This is a genomic window from Streptomyces sp. NPDC090119 (assembly GCF_044747085.1).
GTDB lineage: Bacteria > Actinomycetota > Actinomycetes > Streptomycetales > Streptomycetaceae > Streptomyces.
Genome location: NZ_JBIVDK010000002.1, coordinates 1,071,438 through 1,087,337, shown reverse-complemented (window position 1 = coordinate 1,087,337; position 15,900 = coordinate 1,071,438). Strand labels below are relative to the sequence as shown.

Annotated in this window: 12 protein-coding genes and 1 tRNA gene; 8 read left to right on the top strand and 5 right to left on the bottom strand. The window is 71.9% G+C overall.

From position 1 onward, the window contains the following. Positions 1-127 precede the first annotated feature (127 nt). Positions 128-1,249, top strand: coding sequence for an SUKH-4 family immunity protein (locus tag ACIPPM_RS12310; protein WP_401446192.1), 1,122 nt, complete (start codon positions 128-130; stop codon positions 1,247-1,249). A 110-nt stretch (positions 1,250-1,359) separates the two neighbouring features. Here ACIPPM_RS12310 and ACIPPM_RS12305 read toward each other — a convergent pair whose 3' ends face one another. The 3 genes from ACIPPM_RS12305 to ACIPPM_RS12295 all read right to left on the bottom strand — a co-directional run bounded on the left by ACIPPM_RS12305 (position 1,360) and on the right by ACIPPM_RS12295 (position 6,723). Then, positions 1,360-1,809 carry a hypothetical protein gene (locus ACIPPM_RS12305; protein WP_401446189.1) on the bottom strand — a complete coding sequence of 150 codons (450 nt, stop codon included), beginning with the start codon at positions 1,807-1,809 and terminating at the stop codon, positions 1,360-1,362. Between the two features lies 1 nt (position 1,810). Continuing rightward, positions 1,811-6,427, bottom strand: a complete 4,617-nt coding sequence (locus tag ACIPPM_RS12300) for a DNRLRE domain-containing protein (RefSeq protein ID WP_401446186.1) — start codon at positions 6,425-6,427, stop codon at positions 1,811-1,813. Between the two features lie 224 nt (positions 6,428-6,651). Beyond that, positions 6,652-6,723 (bottom strand) — tRNA-Cys (locus ACIPPM_RS12295). 177 nt (positions 6,724-6,900) lie between these two features. Between ACIPPM_RS12295 and ACIPPM_RS12290 the strand changes: the two genes are divergently transcribed. The 6 genes from ACIPPM_RS12290 to ACIPPM_RS12265 all read left to right on the top strand — a co-directional run bounded on the left by ACIPPM_RS12290 (position 6,901) and on the right by ACIPPM_RS12265 (position 12,608). Further along, on the top strand, positions 6,901-8,304 hold the full coding sequence (locus ACIPPM_RS12290) for an MFS transporter (RefSeq protein ID WP_401446183.1): 1,404 nt from the start codon (positions 6,901-6,903) through the stop codon (positions 8,302-8,304). Positions 8,305-8,345: 41 nt separating this feature from the next. Beyond that, positions 8,346-8,546, top strand: a complete 201-nt coding sequence (locus ACIPPM_RS12285) for a ribbon-helix-helix protein, CopG family (RefSeq protein WP_016826066.1) — start codon at positions 8,346-8,348, stop codon at positions 8,544-8,546. Next, positions 8,543-8,932: a type II toxin-antitoxin system death-on-curing family toxin gene (locus tag ACIPPM_RS12280; protein WP_401446180.1), complete on the top strand. Its 390-nt coding sequence runs from the start codon at positions 8,543-8,545 to the stop codon at positions 8,930-8,932. The genes ACIPPM_RS12285 and ACIPPM_RS12280 overlap by 4 nt, the downstream gene beginning before the upstream one ends. 120 nt (positions 8,933-9,052) lie before the next feature. Next, on the top strand, positions 9,053-10,846 hold the full coding sequence (locus tag ACIPPM_RS12275) for a DEAD/DEAH box helicase (RefSeq protein WP_401446177.1): 1,794 nt from the start codon (positions 9,053-9,055) through the stop codon (positions 10,844-10,846). 280 nt (positions 10,847-11,126) lie between these two features. Continuing rightward, entirely contained in the window at positions 11,127-11,768 is a 642-nt protein-coding gene (locus ACIPPM_RS12270; protein WP_401446174.1) for an IclR family transcriptional regulator, read from the top strand. 48 nt (positions 11,769-11,816) lie between these two features. After that, positions 11,817-12,608 carry a S16 family serine protease gene (locus ACIPPM_RS12265; RefSeq protein WP_401446171.1) on the top strand — a complete coding sequence of 264 codons (792 nt, stop codon included), beginning with the start codon at positions 11,817-11,819 and terminating at the stop codon, positions 12,606-12,608. Here ACIPPM_RS12265 and ACIPPM_RS12260 read toward each other — a convergent pair. Beyond that, the gene (locus tag ACIPPM_RS12260) at positions 12,605-13,081 is read right to left on the bottom strand and encodes an Lrp/AsnC family transcriptional regulator (RefSeq protein WP_401446168.1); all 477 of its coding nucleotides are present in this window, start codon (positions 13,079-13,081) and stop codon (positions 12,605-12,607) included. The two genes, ACIPPM_RS12265 and ACIPPM_RS12260, sit on opposite strands and share 4 nt — an antisense overlap. A 123-nt stretch (positions 13,082-13,204) precedes the next feature. On the opposite strand from ACIPPM_RS12260, the gene hppD reads away from it, so the two are divergent. After that, positions 13,205-14,350 (top strand): 4-hydroxyphenylpyruvate dioxygenase, encoded by a 1,146-nt coding sequence (hppD, locus tag ACIPPM_RS12255; protein WP_401446164.1) that lies wholly within the window; start codon positions 13,205-13,207, stop codon positions 14,348-14,350. A gap of 53 nt (positions 14,351-14,403) precedes the next feature. Here hppD and ACIPPM_RS12250 read toward each other — a convergent pair whose 3' ends face one another. Continuing rightward, positions 14,404-15,882 (bottom strand): tetratricopeptide repeat protein, encoded by a 1,479-nt coding sequence (locus ACIPPM_RS12250; RefSeq protein ID WP_401446161.1) that lies wholly within the window; start codon positions 15,880-15,882, stop codon positions 14,404-14,406. Positions 15,883-15,900 lie beyond the last annotated feature (18 nt).

Sequence of the window (15,900 nt, the reverse complement as noted above, 5' to 3'; positions counted from 1 at the left end):
GAACGCGGTCCGGGGCGTCTTCACGCTCGGGGCGTTGTCAGTGGTGCGGTCTAGAGTCCTTGGAGTCGGGGGACGGCCGCCGCACGCGGAGCCCGCCGTACCGAGGAAGATCGCGGGGGAGCGAGCCATGAGCATGACCGACGCCGAGGTCACGGCGATCACGCTGACCGAGGCCGAGCTGGACCGCTGGGTCACGCACGCGCCGACGCGCGGCCTGCTCACCGGCCCCGGACTGCCCCCGGACACCGGCCTGCTGACCTTTGCCCCGCTGCGCACGCACGGGCTGCGCAGGCTGGCCGAGGCGACCGAGGGCCCGTGTCGCCTCGCGGACGAGCTGCGGGACCGGCTGGTCATCGGGGAGTTGCTCAACCCGGCCGGGCTGCAGCGCGAGTCGATACTGCTCGACGGCGCGACGGGGGAGATCACGACGGCGTACCTCGCCACCCCGTCGTGCACGCGCCCCTTCGCCCCCTCCCTCACCACCATGCTCCGCTTCGCCGCCGTCACCGAGGAACTGGCGGGCCTGCGCGGCCGGTTCGCCTCCCTGGCGGGACAGTACGGCCAGGGTGTGGCCGCCGAGGCATCCCGGCGGCTGCTGGCCCTCTTCGACGAGGGCACGGACGGGGCGGTCCCGGCCTACTGGAAGGCGGCGGCGCTGATCCGCCCGCTGTCCCTGGTCGCGGCGCCGGGGGCGGCCGGGCTGGCGCTGGAGATGCCGGGGCGGCTGCTGGACCAGGAGTTCGGGCACGGGCGCGTGGCCCGCTTCGAGGAGGTCGACTTCCCGGCCACGCTCACCCATGAGCCGACCCGCCGCTTCCTGCGCGAGACGGGGCTGCCGGAGGAGGCGCTCGACACGGAGTTGCCGCTGCCGACGCTCACGGAGTACCACGCCGGGGACCGCACGGCCCTCCCGGCCCACGCCGACCACCTGATCCGCCTCGGCCCCCTCACCCCGGACACCTGCCTCGTCCTCGACGGCCGCACCGGCGCGATCCTCACCCACTCCGAGGCCACCCTCCACCCCCTCAACACCGACATCTCCACCCTGGCCTTCACCCTCTGGCTCCTCCACCACGAGCGCACCATCGACACCCACCTGTCCGGCGAGCTGACGACACGGGCGTACGACCAGCTGGCGGCGGCGATGCTGGACACCCTGGCGGCGCTGGACCCTACGGGGGTGTCGGGCGGGGGGTCTTGGCACTACTGGACGGAGCTGCTGCGGGGGGAGGCGGGCGGGGTGCTCTGAGGGCGTGGTGACCCGCCCCTAGCCCCTAGCCCTCGCCTCTCGCGCCTCTCGGCAACGAAAGCGCCCGCCCTCCCGGCGGTGACAGGAGGACGGGCGCTCGCACAGCGGAATCAGCCCTGGAGCTTCATGCCCTCGGGCGAGATGAGGCCCTTGACGGGGTGGACACGGAACGTGGCCGTCCACGTGGTGGGCGGACAGGACGTGCCGTTGGGATGCTCCTCCGTCAGCCTGGCCCGGGTGCTGTCCTCGACGACCCTGTCACCGCTCTTCGCGGAGGTCACGGTGACCCGTACCGGCGTGGCCGACGCACCGACGCCGTCCGGGAGCCGGACCGGCAGCGAGGCGAACGGATCGTCGGGGCGGCCCGACAGCCGCTCCTCGCAGGTGCTGTCCACGCACACCCGGACCCGTACCGCGTCCCGGCCACCGAAGTCGGCGGGCCGCCATACGACAGAGACCTGCGAGTCCGCGTCGGCCTGGGGACACGGCGAGTCGGGGCCGAGGAACGAGCATCCGGTCAGGGACGCAGCCAGCAGCACGACGTGAAGGCCGCGGCGCATGTCACGCCACCGTTCCGGGGAAGGCGCTGTTGGCCAGCCCGATGTCGGTGAAGTACAGCCAGCACGGGTCGAAGAACCCGCCGCTGTTGTCGCTTCCACCACCGCCGCCGCCGGAGATGATGCCCTTGGCGCGCGCGTCTCCGTTGCCGTCGACGGTGTACACGGGGCCACCGGAGTCACCCTTGATGGTGCAGGAGCCCGACGTCTTCTTGGCGGCGACCATGTTCCTGGCGGTCGTGCCGCCGGTGTAGTGGATGGTCACCTGGGTGTCGGTCACCTTCCAGCCGCACTTCTCGCCCGTCATCATGCCTCCCGTGCAGACCTGGTCACCCTCCTGTGCCCAGCGTCGCCAGTAGTCCGTGACGTACCTGGACGAGCTGGATTTCTGGCCGCCCTTGTAGATCCGGGGCGTCGCGGAGCTGTCGCTGTTGATCCGGTACAACGCCAGGTCGCCGGAGTAGTAGCTCTGGCCGGCGAGTTTCACCGAGCCGTGTCCGTTCTTCCAGTTGTCCCGGACGACGGGGCCGATGTAGTCGCTCTGACTGGGGTTCAGGATGGCTCCGTTGCCGGAGGTGCAGTGGCCCGCGGTCACCATGTACCACTTGCCGCTGTACCGCCACGGGAAGCCCGCCGTGCACCAGACGGCCGAGTTGGTGCTCAGCTGCGAGTAGATGCGCGCCCCGCCGTAGTAGGGAGAGGTGTCGTTGTAGCGGTTCGCCTGGGGGTCCAGCGCGTCGGTCCCGGGGGTGATCCGCACCGCCACCGTGTCGGTGCCGTACCGCTCGCCCAGGGCGGTGACCAGCGCCGGGGCAGCGGTCTCGGTCCACACCTCGACACGGTTCTCCGCGGCGTCCACGGACGCGGCATGCAGGTTGCCCACTCCGGGCAGTTCCGCCTCCGACAGCTGGAGGACCTCGTCACGCACCGACTCGAGCGCCGTGACGCTGTGCTCCACCACTTCGGTGCGGGGAGTGACCTGCTCGGTCACGGTCGGTCCGGAGGGCGCGGGAGTGGTCTCCGTGGTGTCCTCCGGCATGGCGAAGGACTCCTCGCCGGTGGTCTCCACGGACCCGTCGGCAGGCGGTGTCGGAGTCTCCGCCTCGCTGGTCACGGTGTCCGGCTTGGTGCCGTCCTCCACGTCCTCGGCGGGCAGACCGCTGCCCTCGTCGGCCGGTACCTGCGTCACCCGGATCGGGGCGGACGCCTCACCGGCCGTGACCGACTCCACGACCGGCGCGACCAGTTCACCCGACGTCGGGTCGACGTAGGGCGGGGCGAAGGCGTCGGGGCGCGCCGCCGCGCGGGCCTTGGCCTGTTCCAGGGCGTAGGCCCGGGCCGGGTCCGGCTCCTGGGTGTCGTCGCCCGTGCCGTCCTCGATGATCTCGACGCGGTCGACGATCGCCGAGACGGGTTCGGCCTCCGGCGGAGCGTACGGGCCGCCGAAGCGGGCCCCGATCTGACGGCTGCCGCTGCCGGAGAGGGACGAGGTGTTCCACAGCAGCTTCGGCGCCGCGCCGCCGCTGAGCGGCACCGGCCAGGTGACCGCGGTGCCATCACCGGCACGGGAGACCTGGGCGGCCGGAATGACCTGCCACGGGTCGGCCGACGAGGCTCGCTGCAGGAAGGTGACGTCCGTCAGCGACGTCGGCGCGCTGACCGAGAGGTCGACGGAGCCGACGAGCACCTCACCGTTGGCGGGCGCGGTCACGGCCGCCCGTCCGACGTGGAGTGCGCGCGAGGTGGCGGTGGAGACGTTGCCGGCCCAGTCGGTGGCGGTGACGGAGAGCCGGTGGCTGCCCACCGTGGCCGGAGTGATCGGCACCACCACCGCGCCGCCGGTGGTGGTGACGGTCTGAGCGGTGCCACCGTCCAGCGCATACGTCAGGGCGCGGGTGTCGGTGCCGACGGGCGTCAGCGTGAACGGCCCGGTCACCTGGGCGTCCCCGGCCCAGGCGTCCGACGGGTACGCCGTGGAGGCCACGGCTGGGGCGCCGGGAGAGGTGGTGTCGACGGTGAAGCGGTAGTGGGAAGTCGTCCCGCCGGTGCCGTTGCTGTCGATGCCGCGCACATGCAGGTACCAGGTGCCCTCGGTGCGTGTCGTCGTGTACGAGGTGCCGCTCGTCTCGGCCGTGCTGTCGGGCACGGTGTCGGCGGCGGTGTCGACGACGATGCTGTAGCCGGACGACGCGCCGGAGGGGGCGGTCCAGGTCGCGCCGAAGGAGCCGCTCTTGTACGCGCTCGTCTGGTCCGGATGCGTCGAGGAGCTGATCACCGGGCTCGGCGGACGCGTCATGTCGACCCGGAACGGCAGATGCGCGGCGGTGGAGGACCAGTTGCCCGCCTGGTCCTTGGCCCGCACGTGCAGGTACCAGGTGCCGTCGGCGTCGACGGTGGTGGTGAACTTCGTCGAGGTCTGCAGGGTGCCGGTGGTGGCAGGCAGGGTGTCCGCGACACGGTCCACGCCGACCACGTAACCGGCCACGCCGGACAGGTCGGTGGGTGCCGACCAGCTGAAGGACGCCGTGCGGTCGGCGTACGTGCTGCTCGTCACCGGATGCGTGGAGGAGAGCAGTCCGCCGGGCGCGCCCGGGGCCGTGCTGTCGACGTTGAGGCGACGGTGCTGGGTCGCGGACCACAGCCCCGCCCTGTCCTTGGCGGCCGCGTGCACCCACCAGGTGCCGTCGGCGCGCCCGGGCCAGTTCACCTCGGCACTCGTCTGCGTGACGGTGGTCCCGGCGACGGTCGTGGGGCTCTGGTCGAGCTTGACGGCGTACCCGGTCACGCCGGAGGCGTCCGTCGCGGCGAGGGCGCCCGTGAAGTTGGTGGCGCTGTACCAGGCCGATGCCGAGGGGTGGCTGGTGGAGGTGATGGTCGGCACGGCGGGGGCGGTGGTGTCGACGGTGAACGTCTGCCACGCGGACCAGGCCCCGGTGTCGGTGCCGTCGGACGCCCGGGACCGCCACTTGTAGTCGCCCGCGGCCAGGGTCCCGGCGGAGTGGGTCGCCACCGCCCCGGAGGCGATGGAGGCGGATGTGCCCGACTGCAGGGCCGCGGTGCCGTTCGCCGCCCAGATCTCGAAGGTCAGCGCGAGCTGCTGGGCGTCGGCGTCGGTGGCCTTCGCGGACAGGGTGGGCGTGGTGTCCGAGGTGTAGGTGCCGGACAGGGGGGAGACGGCCGTCGCGGTGCCGGGCGTGGAGTTGTAGGTGACTGTCAGGGAGGGCTCGTAGGTGGCGTTGTGCGAGCCGTCGGTCTGGTTCGCCGAGTAGTAGCGGCGCCAGGTCAGCGGGTCCGTCTCGTTGACGGCCGCGATGCGCACACCGTGGTTCGGCTGGCCATCGGCCCATGCCTGGACGATCCCGTCGACGTCCCAGGAGACGCTGCCTGCCGGGCAACTGGAGTTGTAGCCCTTGGCGGCGGTGGAGGTCACGGCGCCGGAGGTGGTCGTCGACGGCTGGTCGGACCAGGTGATGGCCGAGGGGTCCCAGGCCGAGGTGATCCGCCGCACCTGGTTGCCGGAGTTGCTGGTGCTGCACGTGGACGAGTACGTCGAATACAGGCGCAGGTCGGTGTCCAGCACGTGCTTGCCCGCGTACTTCGCCACATCGAACTTGAGGTACGACCGGGCCTTCTCGGTGCCGTTGTAGGTACCGGCCTTCAGTTCGGTCGAGCCGCGCTGCGAGGTGAGGTAGTCGTCGTACTGGATCCAGGTGTCGGTCACCGGACCGAGCAGGGAGTCGGTCGGATCGATGGTGACGGGGTATTCCACGGCGGGGTCGGCGAGGAAGTCCTCGTCGGGCTTCATGACCAGGACCTGGTCACCGGTGCCCGCGTCCTGTTCGATCGTGACGTCGACGGCGCTGAGGTCCTCGGGCTCGCCGGAGGCACGCTTCTCGGCCGAGCCCCACATCACCGGCAGCGGCGCGGTGGCCACCGTGCGGTCGGCGCTGTCGCTCCAGCGCAGCCGTTCGTCGGCGGTCTCGTGCAGGGTGAGGCCATCGGCCGAGACGGGCAGCCGGTAGGTGACCGGTCCGTCCGGTCGCTCGTGGAGGACGATGGAGTGGGAGAAGCCCTCCTTGAGGGCAGTCACCACGAGGTCGCCGCCCTCGACGGCGCCGGGGTAGACGGCGGTCGAGCCGTCCAGGCGCGGCTCGGGCAGGTTGCCGTGCCAGTCGAGGCCGAGGGTACGTCCGCCTCGGGAGACCTCGGCCAGCGGCTTGTCCGAACCGCCGTCGGAGAAGGCGATGTCGGCGGCCGTCGCCTTGGGCCGGACCACACCGTCCTCGGCCACGAGCGTGGTGTCGATCGGCCGCCAGCCGCCGTCGGGCTGCTTCACCCGGATCGGGCCGGTGTACGTCTCGACGGTGGTCGTGCCGTCGGCGTTGGCCCACGTGGTGGTCGAGTCGGTGCGCTCGGAGACCACCTCGGTCCGGGCGGCCGTCGCCTGGTCAGGCGCCGGGGCATCGGCGGCCGGGACGGCTTCCTCGGCGAACGAGGGTTTGTCGAGAAGGGACAGCGGAGTACAGGCGAGAGCGGCCACCAGGGCCGCCACCAGGACTGGTCGCTTCCGGCGGGATCTTCGTCGGCCCGTGGGCGGCACGATCGGTGCGGAGTGGTGCACGGAGAAGCCCTTCGATCATCGTGGCTAAATATCGGATGATCTTAGGTTCTTCACATGCTGCCCCATCAGGGGGAACGGCAACTCCACTTCCGGAGTGAGGCGTTCCGGTTGCTCTCGGTTGACTGGAGCTCAACCCGCATATGGCACTGGGGCGTTGACTTCGCGCCCCCGACGCGCCTCACGGCGACTGCATGCGTCAGCGCTTGCCCCGCTCGGACTTCCAGAGGCCGTGGCGGGAATCGAACCCGCGTAACTCGCTTTGCAGGCGAGTCCCTGAGCCACTCGGGCACACGGCCGTGTGTCGTGCAATGAACGTAGGGCGGGGTGGGGGAGGGGGGCAAGGGAGCGGGGCGGGGTGCAATGTGACTGCCATGCGGCGTTCATGAGGGGCGGGGGGCGTACGGCCAAGGTCGTAGGGCGGGTAGGGCTTCGGACAGGGGTCAATGTCGGGTACGGGCCTTACGCTGGCCCGTATGGCCGCCCTTGAACCCCCTGACACCGCTGTCGCCGATCTGACCCCCCTCGAAGAGGGCGGTGTGCTCGGGCGGGCGCATCGGGCGCTCAGTGTGGGGATCGTTTCCGTCGTGCTGCTGATCGCGTTCGAGGCGACGGCGATCGGGACCGTGATGCCGGTCGCGGCGCGGGAGCTGGACGGGGTGTCGCTGTACGCGTTCGCGTTCTCCGGGTACTTCACCACCAGCCTCACCGGCATGGTGCTCGCCGGGCAGTGGGCGGACCGGCGGGGACCGCTGGCCGCGCTGGCGACCGGGATCGGGGCGTTCGCGGGCGGGCTCGTGGTGTCCGGGACCGCGCAGGTGATGTGGGTGTTCATCCTGGGGCGGGCGGTGCAGGGGTTCGGCGGCGGGCTGGTGATCGTCGCCGTGTACGTGGTCGTCGGCCGGGCCTACCCCGAGCGGCTGCGGCCCGCGATCATGGCGAGCTTCGCCGCCGCGTGGGTCGTGCCGTCCATCATCGGGCCGCTCGCGTCCGGCGCCGTCGCGGAGCACCTCGGCTGGCGGTGGGTCTTCCTCGGCATCCCCCTCCTCGTGCTGCTGCCGCTGGGGCTCGCCCTGCCGCAGATCCGGCGCCGGGCGGGCGGACCCGTGGACCACGACGCCGGTACCCCCGCCTTCGACCGGCGCCGCATCCGGCTCGCGCTCGCCGTCTCGCTGGGCGCGGGGCTCGTGCAGTACGCGGCGCAGGATCTACGGCCGCTCTCGCTGGTGCCCGGTCTTCTCGGTGCCGCCCTGCTGGTGCCCGCCGTGCTGCGGCTGCTGCCCAAGGGGACGTACCGGGCGGTGCGCGGGCTGCCCTCCGTCGTGCTGCTGCGTGGGCTGTCGGCGGGGTCGTTCATCGCGGCCGAGTCCTTCGTACCGCTGATGCTCGTCACCCAGCGGGGGCTGTCGCCGACGCTCGCCGGGTTCTCGCTGGCCGCGGGCGGGCTGACCTGGGCGGCGGCGTCGTGGGTGCAGTCGCGGGACCGGATGGAGCCGTACCGGGAGCGGCTGATGACCTTCGGGATGGTGCTGGTGGCCGCCGCCGTCGCCGCCGCGCCCGCCGTGCTCGTGCCCGCCGTGCCGGTGTGGACCGTCGCCGTCGCGTGGGGGTTCGGCTGCTTCGGGATGGGCCTGGTGATCTCCTCCACCAGCGTCCTCCTGCTCAAGCTCTCCGCCCCCGCCGAGGCCGGGGCCAACTCCGCCGCCCTCCAGATCTCCGACGCCCTCTCCAACGTCGTCCTCCTCGCCGCGGCGGGCGCGGCCTTCGCGGCCCTGGGCAGCGACGGCACCACGGCCTTCGCGGCGGTCTTCCTGCCGATGGCAGTGGTCGCGCTGGTGGGTGCGTGGGTGACGACGCGGCTGGGGACGCGAGCGGGATAAGTGGTACCACTTAGACCCCATCCGGGTGGTACCGTTTTGGTATGGCTATGAACCTGCGTCTCCGTGACGACCAGACGGAAGCCCTGAAGCTGCGCGCGGAAGAGGAGGGAGTCAGCATGCACGCCATACTTCTGAGGGCCGTGGACGACTACCTGGCGCGGACGGCGCACGAGGCGCTGGTCCGCAAGGCGGCGAAAGAGCAGACCGCCAAGTGGGCCGAGCTGTTGGAGCGGCTCAAGTGACATGTATTTACCTGTCCGCCGAGGATGTCTTGTCCATCGCCGGGCACGCCGTCGACGACCAGGATGTCGTCGTTCGTGACGTGGGCCTGTTGGAGTCCGCCGTACACCGGCCCTCGGCATCGATGTTCGGGCAGGAGGCGTACACGGACCTGTTCGACAAGGCTGCGGCGCTCCTCCAGTCTCTGGCGATCAATCACCCTTTCATCGACGGGAACAAGCGCACGGCCTGGGTGTCCTGCATGGTCTTCCTGGCCATGAACGGGCAGCAGCTGCGGGCGGACATCGATGCGGGTGAGCGGCTCGTGATCGCTGTGGCGACCGGGAGCATGGACGAGATCAAGGCCATCGCGAAGGCGCTGCGGGACTTGGCCGAACCAGCCGTGTGACCTCAGTCCCACCCGCCCCGCCCCCCGCCCCGTCCGGCCCCGGCGGAGCCGTGCGCGCCGGTAGGGTGGCCCGGTTGTCATACGTAGCCGAGTTGCCCTACGCCCCCACCCCCGGAGACCGTGACTACCACCGCCGCTTCCGTCTCGAACCATCTGTCCCCCGCCTTTCCCGGCCGTGCCCCCTGGGGCACCGCCAGCAAGCTGCGCGCCTGGCAGCAGGGGGCGCTGGACAAGTACATCCAGGAGCAGCCGCGTGACTTCCTGGCCGTGGCCACGCCCGGTGCCGGAAAGACGACCTTCGCGCTGACGCTGGCCTCCTGGCTGCTGCACCACCACGTCGTGCAGCAGGTGACCGTCGTCGCGCCGACCGAGCACCTGAAGAAGCAGTGGGCGGAGGCCGCCGCGCGGATAGGGATCAAGCTGGACCCGGAGTACAGCGCGGGCCCGGTCGGCAAGGACTACCACGGGGTCGCGGTCACCTACGCCGGTGTCGGCGTACGCCCGATGCTGCACCGCAACCGCTCCGAGCAGCGCAAGACCCTGGTGATCCTGGACGAGATCCACCACGCCGGTGACTCCAAGTCCTGGGGCGAGGCGTGCCTGGAGGCGTTCGAGCCCGCGACCCGGCGGCTGACGCTGACCGGTACGCCGTTCCGCTCGGACACCAACCCGATCCCCTTCGTCACGTACGAGGAGGGAAACGACGGCATCCGGCGCTCCGCCGCCGACTACACCTACGGCTACGGCAACGCGCTCGCCGACCACGTCGTGCGCCCCGTCATCTTCCTCAGCTACAGCGGCCAGATGCGCTGGCGCACCAAGGCGGGCGACGAGATCGCCGCCCGGCTCGGCGAGCCGATGACCAAGGACGCGGTCAGCCAGGCGTGGCGCACCGCGCTCGACCCGCGCGGCGAGTGGATGCCGAGCGTGCTGCGCGCCGCCGATCAGCGGCTCACCGAGGTCAGGAAGGCCATCCCGGACGCCGGCGCCCTGGTCATCGCCTCCGACCAGGAGTCCGCCCGCGCCTACGCCAAGCTGATCCGCGAGCTGACCGGCACCAAGGCCACCCTCGTCCTCTCCGACGACACCGGCGCCTCCCAGCGCATCGACGACTTCAGCGCGAGCAACGACCGCTGGATGGTCGCGGTCCGCATGGTGTCCGAGGGCGTCGACGTGCCCCGGCTCGCCGTCGGCGTGTACGCCACCACCATCTCCACCCCGCTGTTCTTCGCCCAGGCCGTCGGCCGTTTCGTACGGTCCCGGCGGCGAGGCGAGACCGCGTCCGTGTTCCTGCCGACCGTCCCCGACCTGCTGACCTTCGCCAACGAGATGGAGAAGGAGCGGGACCACGCCCTCGACAAGCCGAAGAAGCAGGGCGAGGAGGACCCGTACGCCGAGTCCGAGAAGGAGATGGACGAGGCGAACCGGCAGGAGGACGAGGACACCGGCGAGCAGGAGCAGTTCTCCTTCGAGGCGCTGGAGTCCGAGGCCGTCTTCGACCGGGTCCTCTACGACGGCGCCGAGTTCGGCATGCAGGCCCACCCGGGAAGCGAGGAGGAGCAGGACTACCTCGGCATCCCCGGACTGCTGGAGCCCGATCAGGTGCAGATGCTGCTGCAGAAGCGGCAGGCCCGGCAGATCGCGCACAGCAAGAAGCGACCGGACAGCGAGGCCGACCTGCGGGAGCTGCCCGCCGAGCGGCGGCCGGTGGTCAGCCACAAGGAGATGATGGAGCTGCGCAAGCAGCTCAACACCATGGTCAGCGCCTACGTCCACCAGAGCGGCAAGCCGCACGGCGTGATCCACACCGAGCTGCGCCGGGTCTGCGGCGGACCCGCGAGCGCGGAGGCGACCGCCGGACAGCTCAAGCAGCGCATCGCCAAGATGGGGGAGTGGGCGACCCGGATGCGCTGACGGCGTGCGCCGGAGCGCGTATGCGGACGAACACTGGCAGGTCGCGACCGGTACTGACCGGATTCTGGACCGAGTCTTCCGCTGAGCGGACCGGCTCGCTACTGTCCCGCTACGCACACGCCCCGTGGCAGCGCCGCCGCGGAGCGCAGCCGTGAAGCGACGGGTCCGACAGCCGCCGGGCCGTCCTGCCGATCGGCGGCCTCTGGAACGCGTCGCCGACGGGGCTCGGTGACGCGCGCGCTCGGGGGACGCCGACCTCACCGCAGAAGGAGGGGGCGTCGTGACCGCGGAGACCTCCCAGACGCTCGACCGGGGACTGCGCGTCCTCAAGCTGCTCGCCGACACCGACCACGGGCTGACCGTCACCGAACTTTCCGGCAGGCTGGGCGTGAACCGGACCGTGGTCTACCGGTTGCTGGCCACGCTGGAGCAGCACGCGCTCGTCCGCCGCGACCTCGGCGGCCGCGCCCGCGTCGGACTGGGGGTGCTGCGGCTCGGCCGCCAGGTGCATCCGCTGGTACGCGAGGCGGCCCTGCCCGCGCTGCGCTCCCTGGCCGAGGACATCGGCGCCACGGCCCATCTGACCCTGGTGGACGGTACGGAGGCGCTCGCCGTCGCCGTGGTCGAGCCGACCTGGACGGACTACCACGTCGCCTACCGCGCGGGCTTCCGGCACCCCCTGGAACGCGGGGCCGCGGGCAAGGCCATCCTCGCCGCCCGCCACTCCCCGTCCGCCGACCCCGGCTACACCCTCACCCACGGCGAACTCGAGGCGGGCGCGAGCGGCGCCGCCGCCCCCCTCCTCGGCGTCACCGGCGTCGAGGGCAGCGTGGGAGTCGTCATGCTCACCGACGCGGTCCCGGAGCGGGTGGGCCCCCGCGTGCTGGAAGCGGCGCGCGAGGTCGCGGACGCGCTGAGGTAGCGCGTACCGGCACCGCTCGGCGCGGAGGCCGCGCGTTAGATTTACTCCGTGCTCTCACGTCTCTCGCGTTCCCGGACCATCGCCCTCTGCGCCCTGCCCGTCGTGGGGCTGGTCGCCGTCGCGGTGTTCGCGCCGCTGCCGTTCGCGGTGGCGCAGCCGGGGATGACGGCGAACGTGCTGGGCAAGAACGACGGCACCCCGGTGATCACCGTGGCGGGCGCGCGGTCCCGGACGACCTCCGGTCAGCTGCGGATGACGACCATCGAGGCGACCTCGCCGGGGACGCGCGTGTCGCTCGGGCAGGTGGTCGACAACTGGTTCCGCGAGGACCGCGCGGTCATGCCGTACGACGCGGTGTACCCGACCGGGGACACGATCAAGGAGATCGAGCAGCACAACACCGCCCAGATGCGGCAGTCCCAGGACGCGGCGACCAGCGCGGCGCTGGACCACCTGGGCAAGAGCCCCGACGACGTCAAGGTCACCCTGCGCCTCGCCGACGTGGGCGGGCCCAGCGCGGGCCTGCTGTTCAGCCTGGGCATCATCGACAAGCTGGACGGCGACGGCGCCGGGGGCGACCTCACCGGCGGCCGGACCATCGCCGGTACCGGCACGATCGACGCGGCGGGCAAGGTCGGCGCGGTCGGCGGGGTGGCCCTGAAGACGCAGGCCGCCCGGCGCGACGGCGCCACCGTCTTCCTGGTGCCGAAGGCCGAGTGCGCCGACGCCCACACCAACCTGCCCAAGGGCCTGCGCCTGATCCCGGTCACGAACCTGGACGGCGCCGTGGACTCCCTGGTCGCCCTGGAGAAGGGCACCGGAAAGATCCCGAGCTGCTAATCGAGGGCTTCCCCCGCCGCCTGCTCCACCAGCGGGATGATCCGCAGCGGTACCGGGTTCTCCATCACGATCGCCGTGGAGGCCCGCACGATGCCGTCGAAGCCCACCACCCGGTCGATGACCCGCTGCAGATCGGCGTTGGAGCGGGCCACCAGCCGGCACAGCATGTCCCCGGTGCCGGTCGTGGTGAGCAGCTCCAGCACCTCCGGCACCCCGTCCAGGTACGCCCGGACGTCCGCGCCCTGGCCCTGCCGGATCTGGAGGGTGGCGAACGCGGTCACCGGATAGCCGAGCGCGGAGGGGTCCACCTGCGGGCCGAAGCCCCGGATCACCCCACGCGAGCGCAGCCGGTCAAGGCGGGCCTGGGCGGTGCCGCGCGCCACCCCGAGCCGCCGGGACATCTCCAGCACCCCGATCCGCGGCTCCTCGGCCAGCAGCACGATGATCTGCCCGTCCAGCTCATCGATCGCCACGACGCCCTCCCGTGATGGTCATCCTGTACAGAAAGTCCGCCGGTACCGCCGTAAGGCTGAACAGGGTGACCAGCGAATACGCGAACTATTGCGCACCTTGCAGAGCGGGGCCACCCTTCGAACATGACGCAGACCACTCAGCACACTCCCGACACCGCCCGGCAGGCCGACCCCTTCCCGGTCAAGGGAATGGACGCGGTCGTCTTCGCCGTGGGCAACGCCAAGCAGGCCGCGCACTACTACTCCAGTGCCTTCGGCATGCGCCTGGTCGCCTACTCCGGACCGGAGAACGGCAGCCGCGAGACCGCGAGTTACGTCCTGGAGAACGGCGCCGCCCGGTTCGTGTTCACCTCGGTGATCCGGCCCACCACCCCCTGGGGCGAGTTCCTGGACCGGCATGTCGCCGAGCACGGCGACGGCGTGGTGGACCTGGCCATCGAGGTGCCGGACGTCCGCGCCGCGTTCGCGTACGCCGTCGAGCACGGCGCCCGCCCGCTCACCGAGCCGCACGAGGTGAAGGACGAGCACGGCACCGTCGTCCTCGCCGCCATCGCCACCTATGGCGAGACCCGGCACACCCTGGTCGAGCGCTCCGGCTACGACGGCCCCTACCTCCCCGGCTTCGTCGCCGCGGACCCGATCGTCGAGCCGCCCGCCCGCCGCACCTTCCAGGCGATCGACCACTGCGTCGGCAACGTCGAACTCGGCAAGATGGACGAGTGGGTGGGGTTCTACAACAACGTCCTCGGCTTCACGAACATGAAGGAGTTCGTGGGCGACGACATCGCCACCGAGTACAGCGCGCTGATGTCGAAGGTCGTCGCGGACGGCACCCTGAAGGTGAAGTTCCCGCTCAACGAGCCCGCCGTCGGCAAGAAGAAGTCCCAGATCGACGAGTACCTGGAGTTCTACGGCGGCCCCGGCGTGCAGCACATCGCGCTGGCCACCAACGACATCGTGCGCACGGTACGCACCATGCGCGCGGCCGGGGTCCAGTTCCTCGACACCCCGGACTCCTACTACGACACCCTCGGCGAGTGGGTCGGCGACACCCGGGTGCCGATCGAGACCCTGCGCGAGCTGAAGATCCTCGCCGACCGCGACGAGGACGGCTACCTGCTGCAGATCTTCACCAAGCCGGTCCAGGACCGGCCGACGGTGTTCTTCGAACTCATCGAGCGGCACGGCTCGATGGGCTTCGGCAAGGGCAACTTCAAGGCCCTCTTCGAGGCCATCGAGCGGGAGCAGGAGAAGCGGGGCAACCTGTAACCCGGCTCCGCACAGGCTGAGCCGGGGGCGCGAGGAGCGGTCGCGCCCCCGGCTCACAGCACGTCGGCGGGCAGCGGGCCCCCGGTCACCTCGCCCATGTCCTTCAGCGTCGCCCGCGCCTCGGCCGCCCACAGCGGGGAGAAGGCCGGGTTGACCAGCAGCGCGTCCTGAAGGTGGCGCCGGGCGGACCCGTACCGCTCCAGCTCGTACTCGATCATGCCCCGGTGGAAGGCGTGCGACGAGCTGCGCACCCCGCCGCCCTTCGTCCGGTCGGTGGCGACGGTGGCGTACTTCAGCGCCTCCTCCTCGTCGCCCGCCCGGTGCAGCGCCCAGCCCAGCGCGTCGGCCACCTCGATACCGGGCTGCCGCTCGTACTCCGCGCGCAGCCGGGTCACCGCCTCCTGCGGGTCCCCGTGGTCCGCCTCCAGCCGCCCGAGCACCAGCTCCTCGTCGACCCCGTCGGCCGCCGACCTCTCCGCCCGCTTCCGCACCAGCGCGTACTGCGCCTCGGCGTCCTGGGTGCGGTTCAGCGACTCGTACAACTCAGCCAGCTCCAGGGTGACTTCGGCGTCCGGCCGCTTCGAGAGGGCGGTGCGGTACGCGGTGAGCGCGTCGGCGGTACGCCCCTGGGCGGCGAGGGTACGGGCCCGGCCCGCGCCCGCCGTCGCCTCGGCCGGGTCCAGACGGAGGGCCTCGGTGAACTGGCGCAGCGCATCCGGGAGTTCACCGCGCTCCCACGCCAACTGGCCCATTCCGGCACGGTAGGCGGCCTGCTCGGCGGGCGTACCGGCGGCCGCGGCCGCGTCGGTCAGCTGGGCCGCCGCGTCCTCCCGCCAGCCCCGGTCCCGGTACACGGCCGACGCCCGCGCCATCACCGCCGGGCGGTCCGCGGGGGCGGTGCGCAGCGCCATCAGCTTGTCCAGGGTGCTCCGGGCGGCGGTGTAGTCACCGAGCCCGTTGTACGCGTCGATCAGCGGGGGATACGCCGACCAGCGCTTCGGGGTCAGCTTCAGCGCCTGCTCGCCGTACCGCTTGGCCGAGGCGAAGTCCCGGCGGGCGTTGGCCAGCGCGGTCAGCCCGGCCAGCGCCTCGGTGTTCGCGGCGGCCTTCGCCTTCAGGGAGGTGTCCAGGGCCCGCTCGGCGCGCGGGAGGTCGGTCGCGTCGGCCGTGCGCCCGGCCCGCGCCACGTAGGCGGTGCCGAGCACCGCCCAGGCGCGCGCGTCGGCGGGCCGGGCCCGTACCCCGTTCTCCTGCCGGGTGATCAGCTCCGTCAGGTCGGGCAGCGCCGCGGGGAGCCCGGCGGTGACCGCCGTCAGCGCCCGCGCCTGCGGTCCGGGCGCGGGTGCCGGGGGCCGGTGCGGGGCCCGCTGCGGCGCCTCCCGCGGCAGCAGCGTCAGCGCCGCGCTCGCCGCCGCCCCGCCCGCCACCAGGGTGAGCAGCGTGCGGCCCAGCCATCGCCGGGGCCGGTGCGGCGGAGGCTCGGCCACCAGGGACGTACCGGGCCGGGAGTCGCCGTACTGTCTCTTCGCCATGCCGCTCACTGTGCGTCA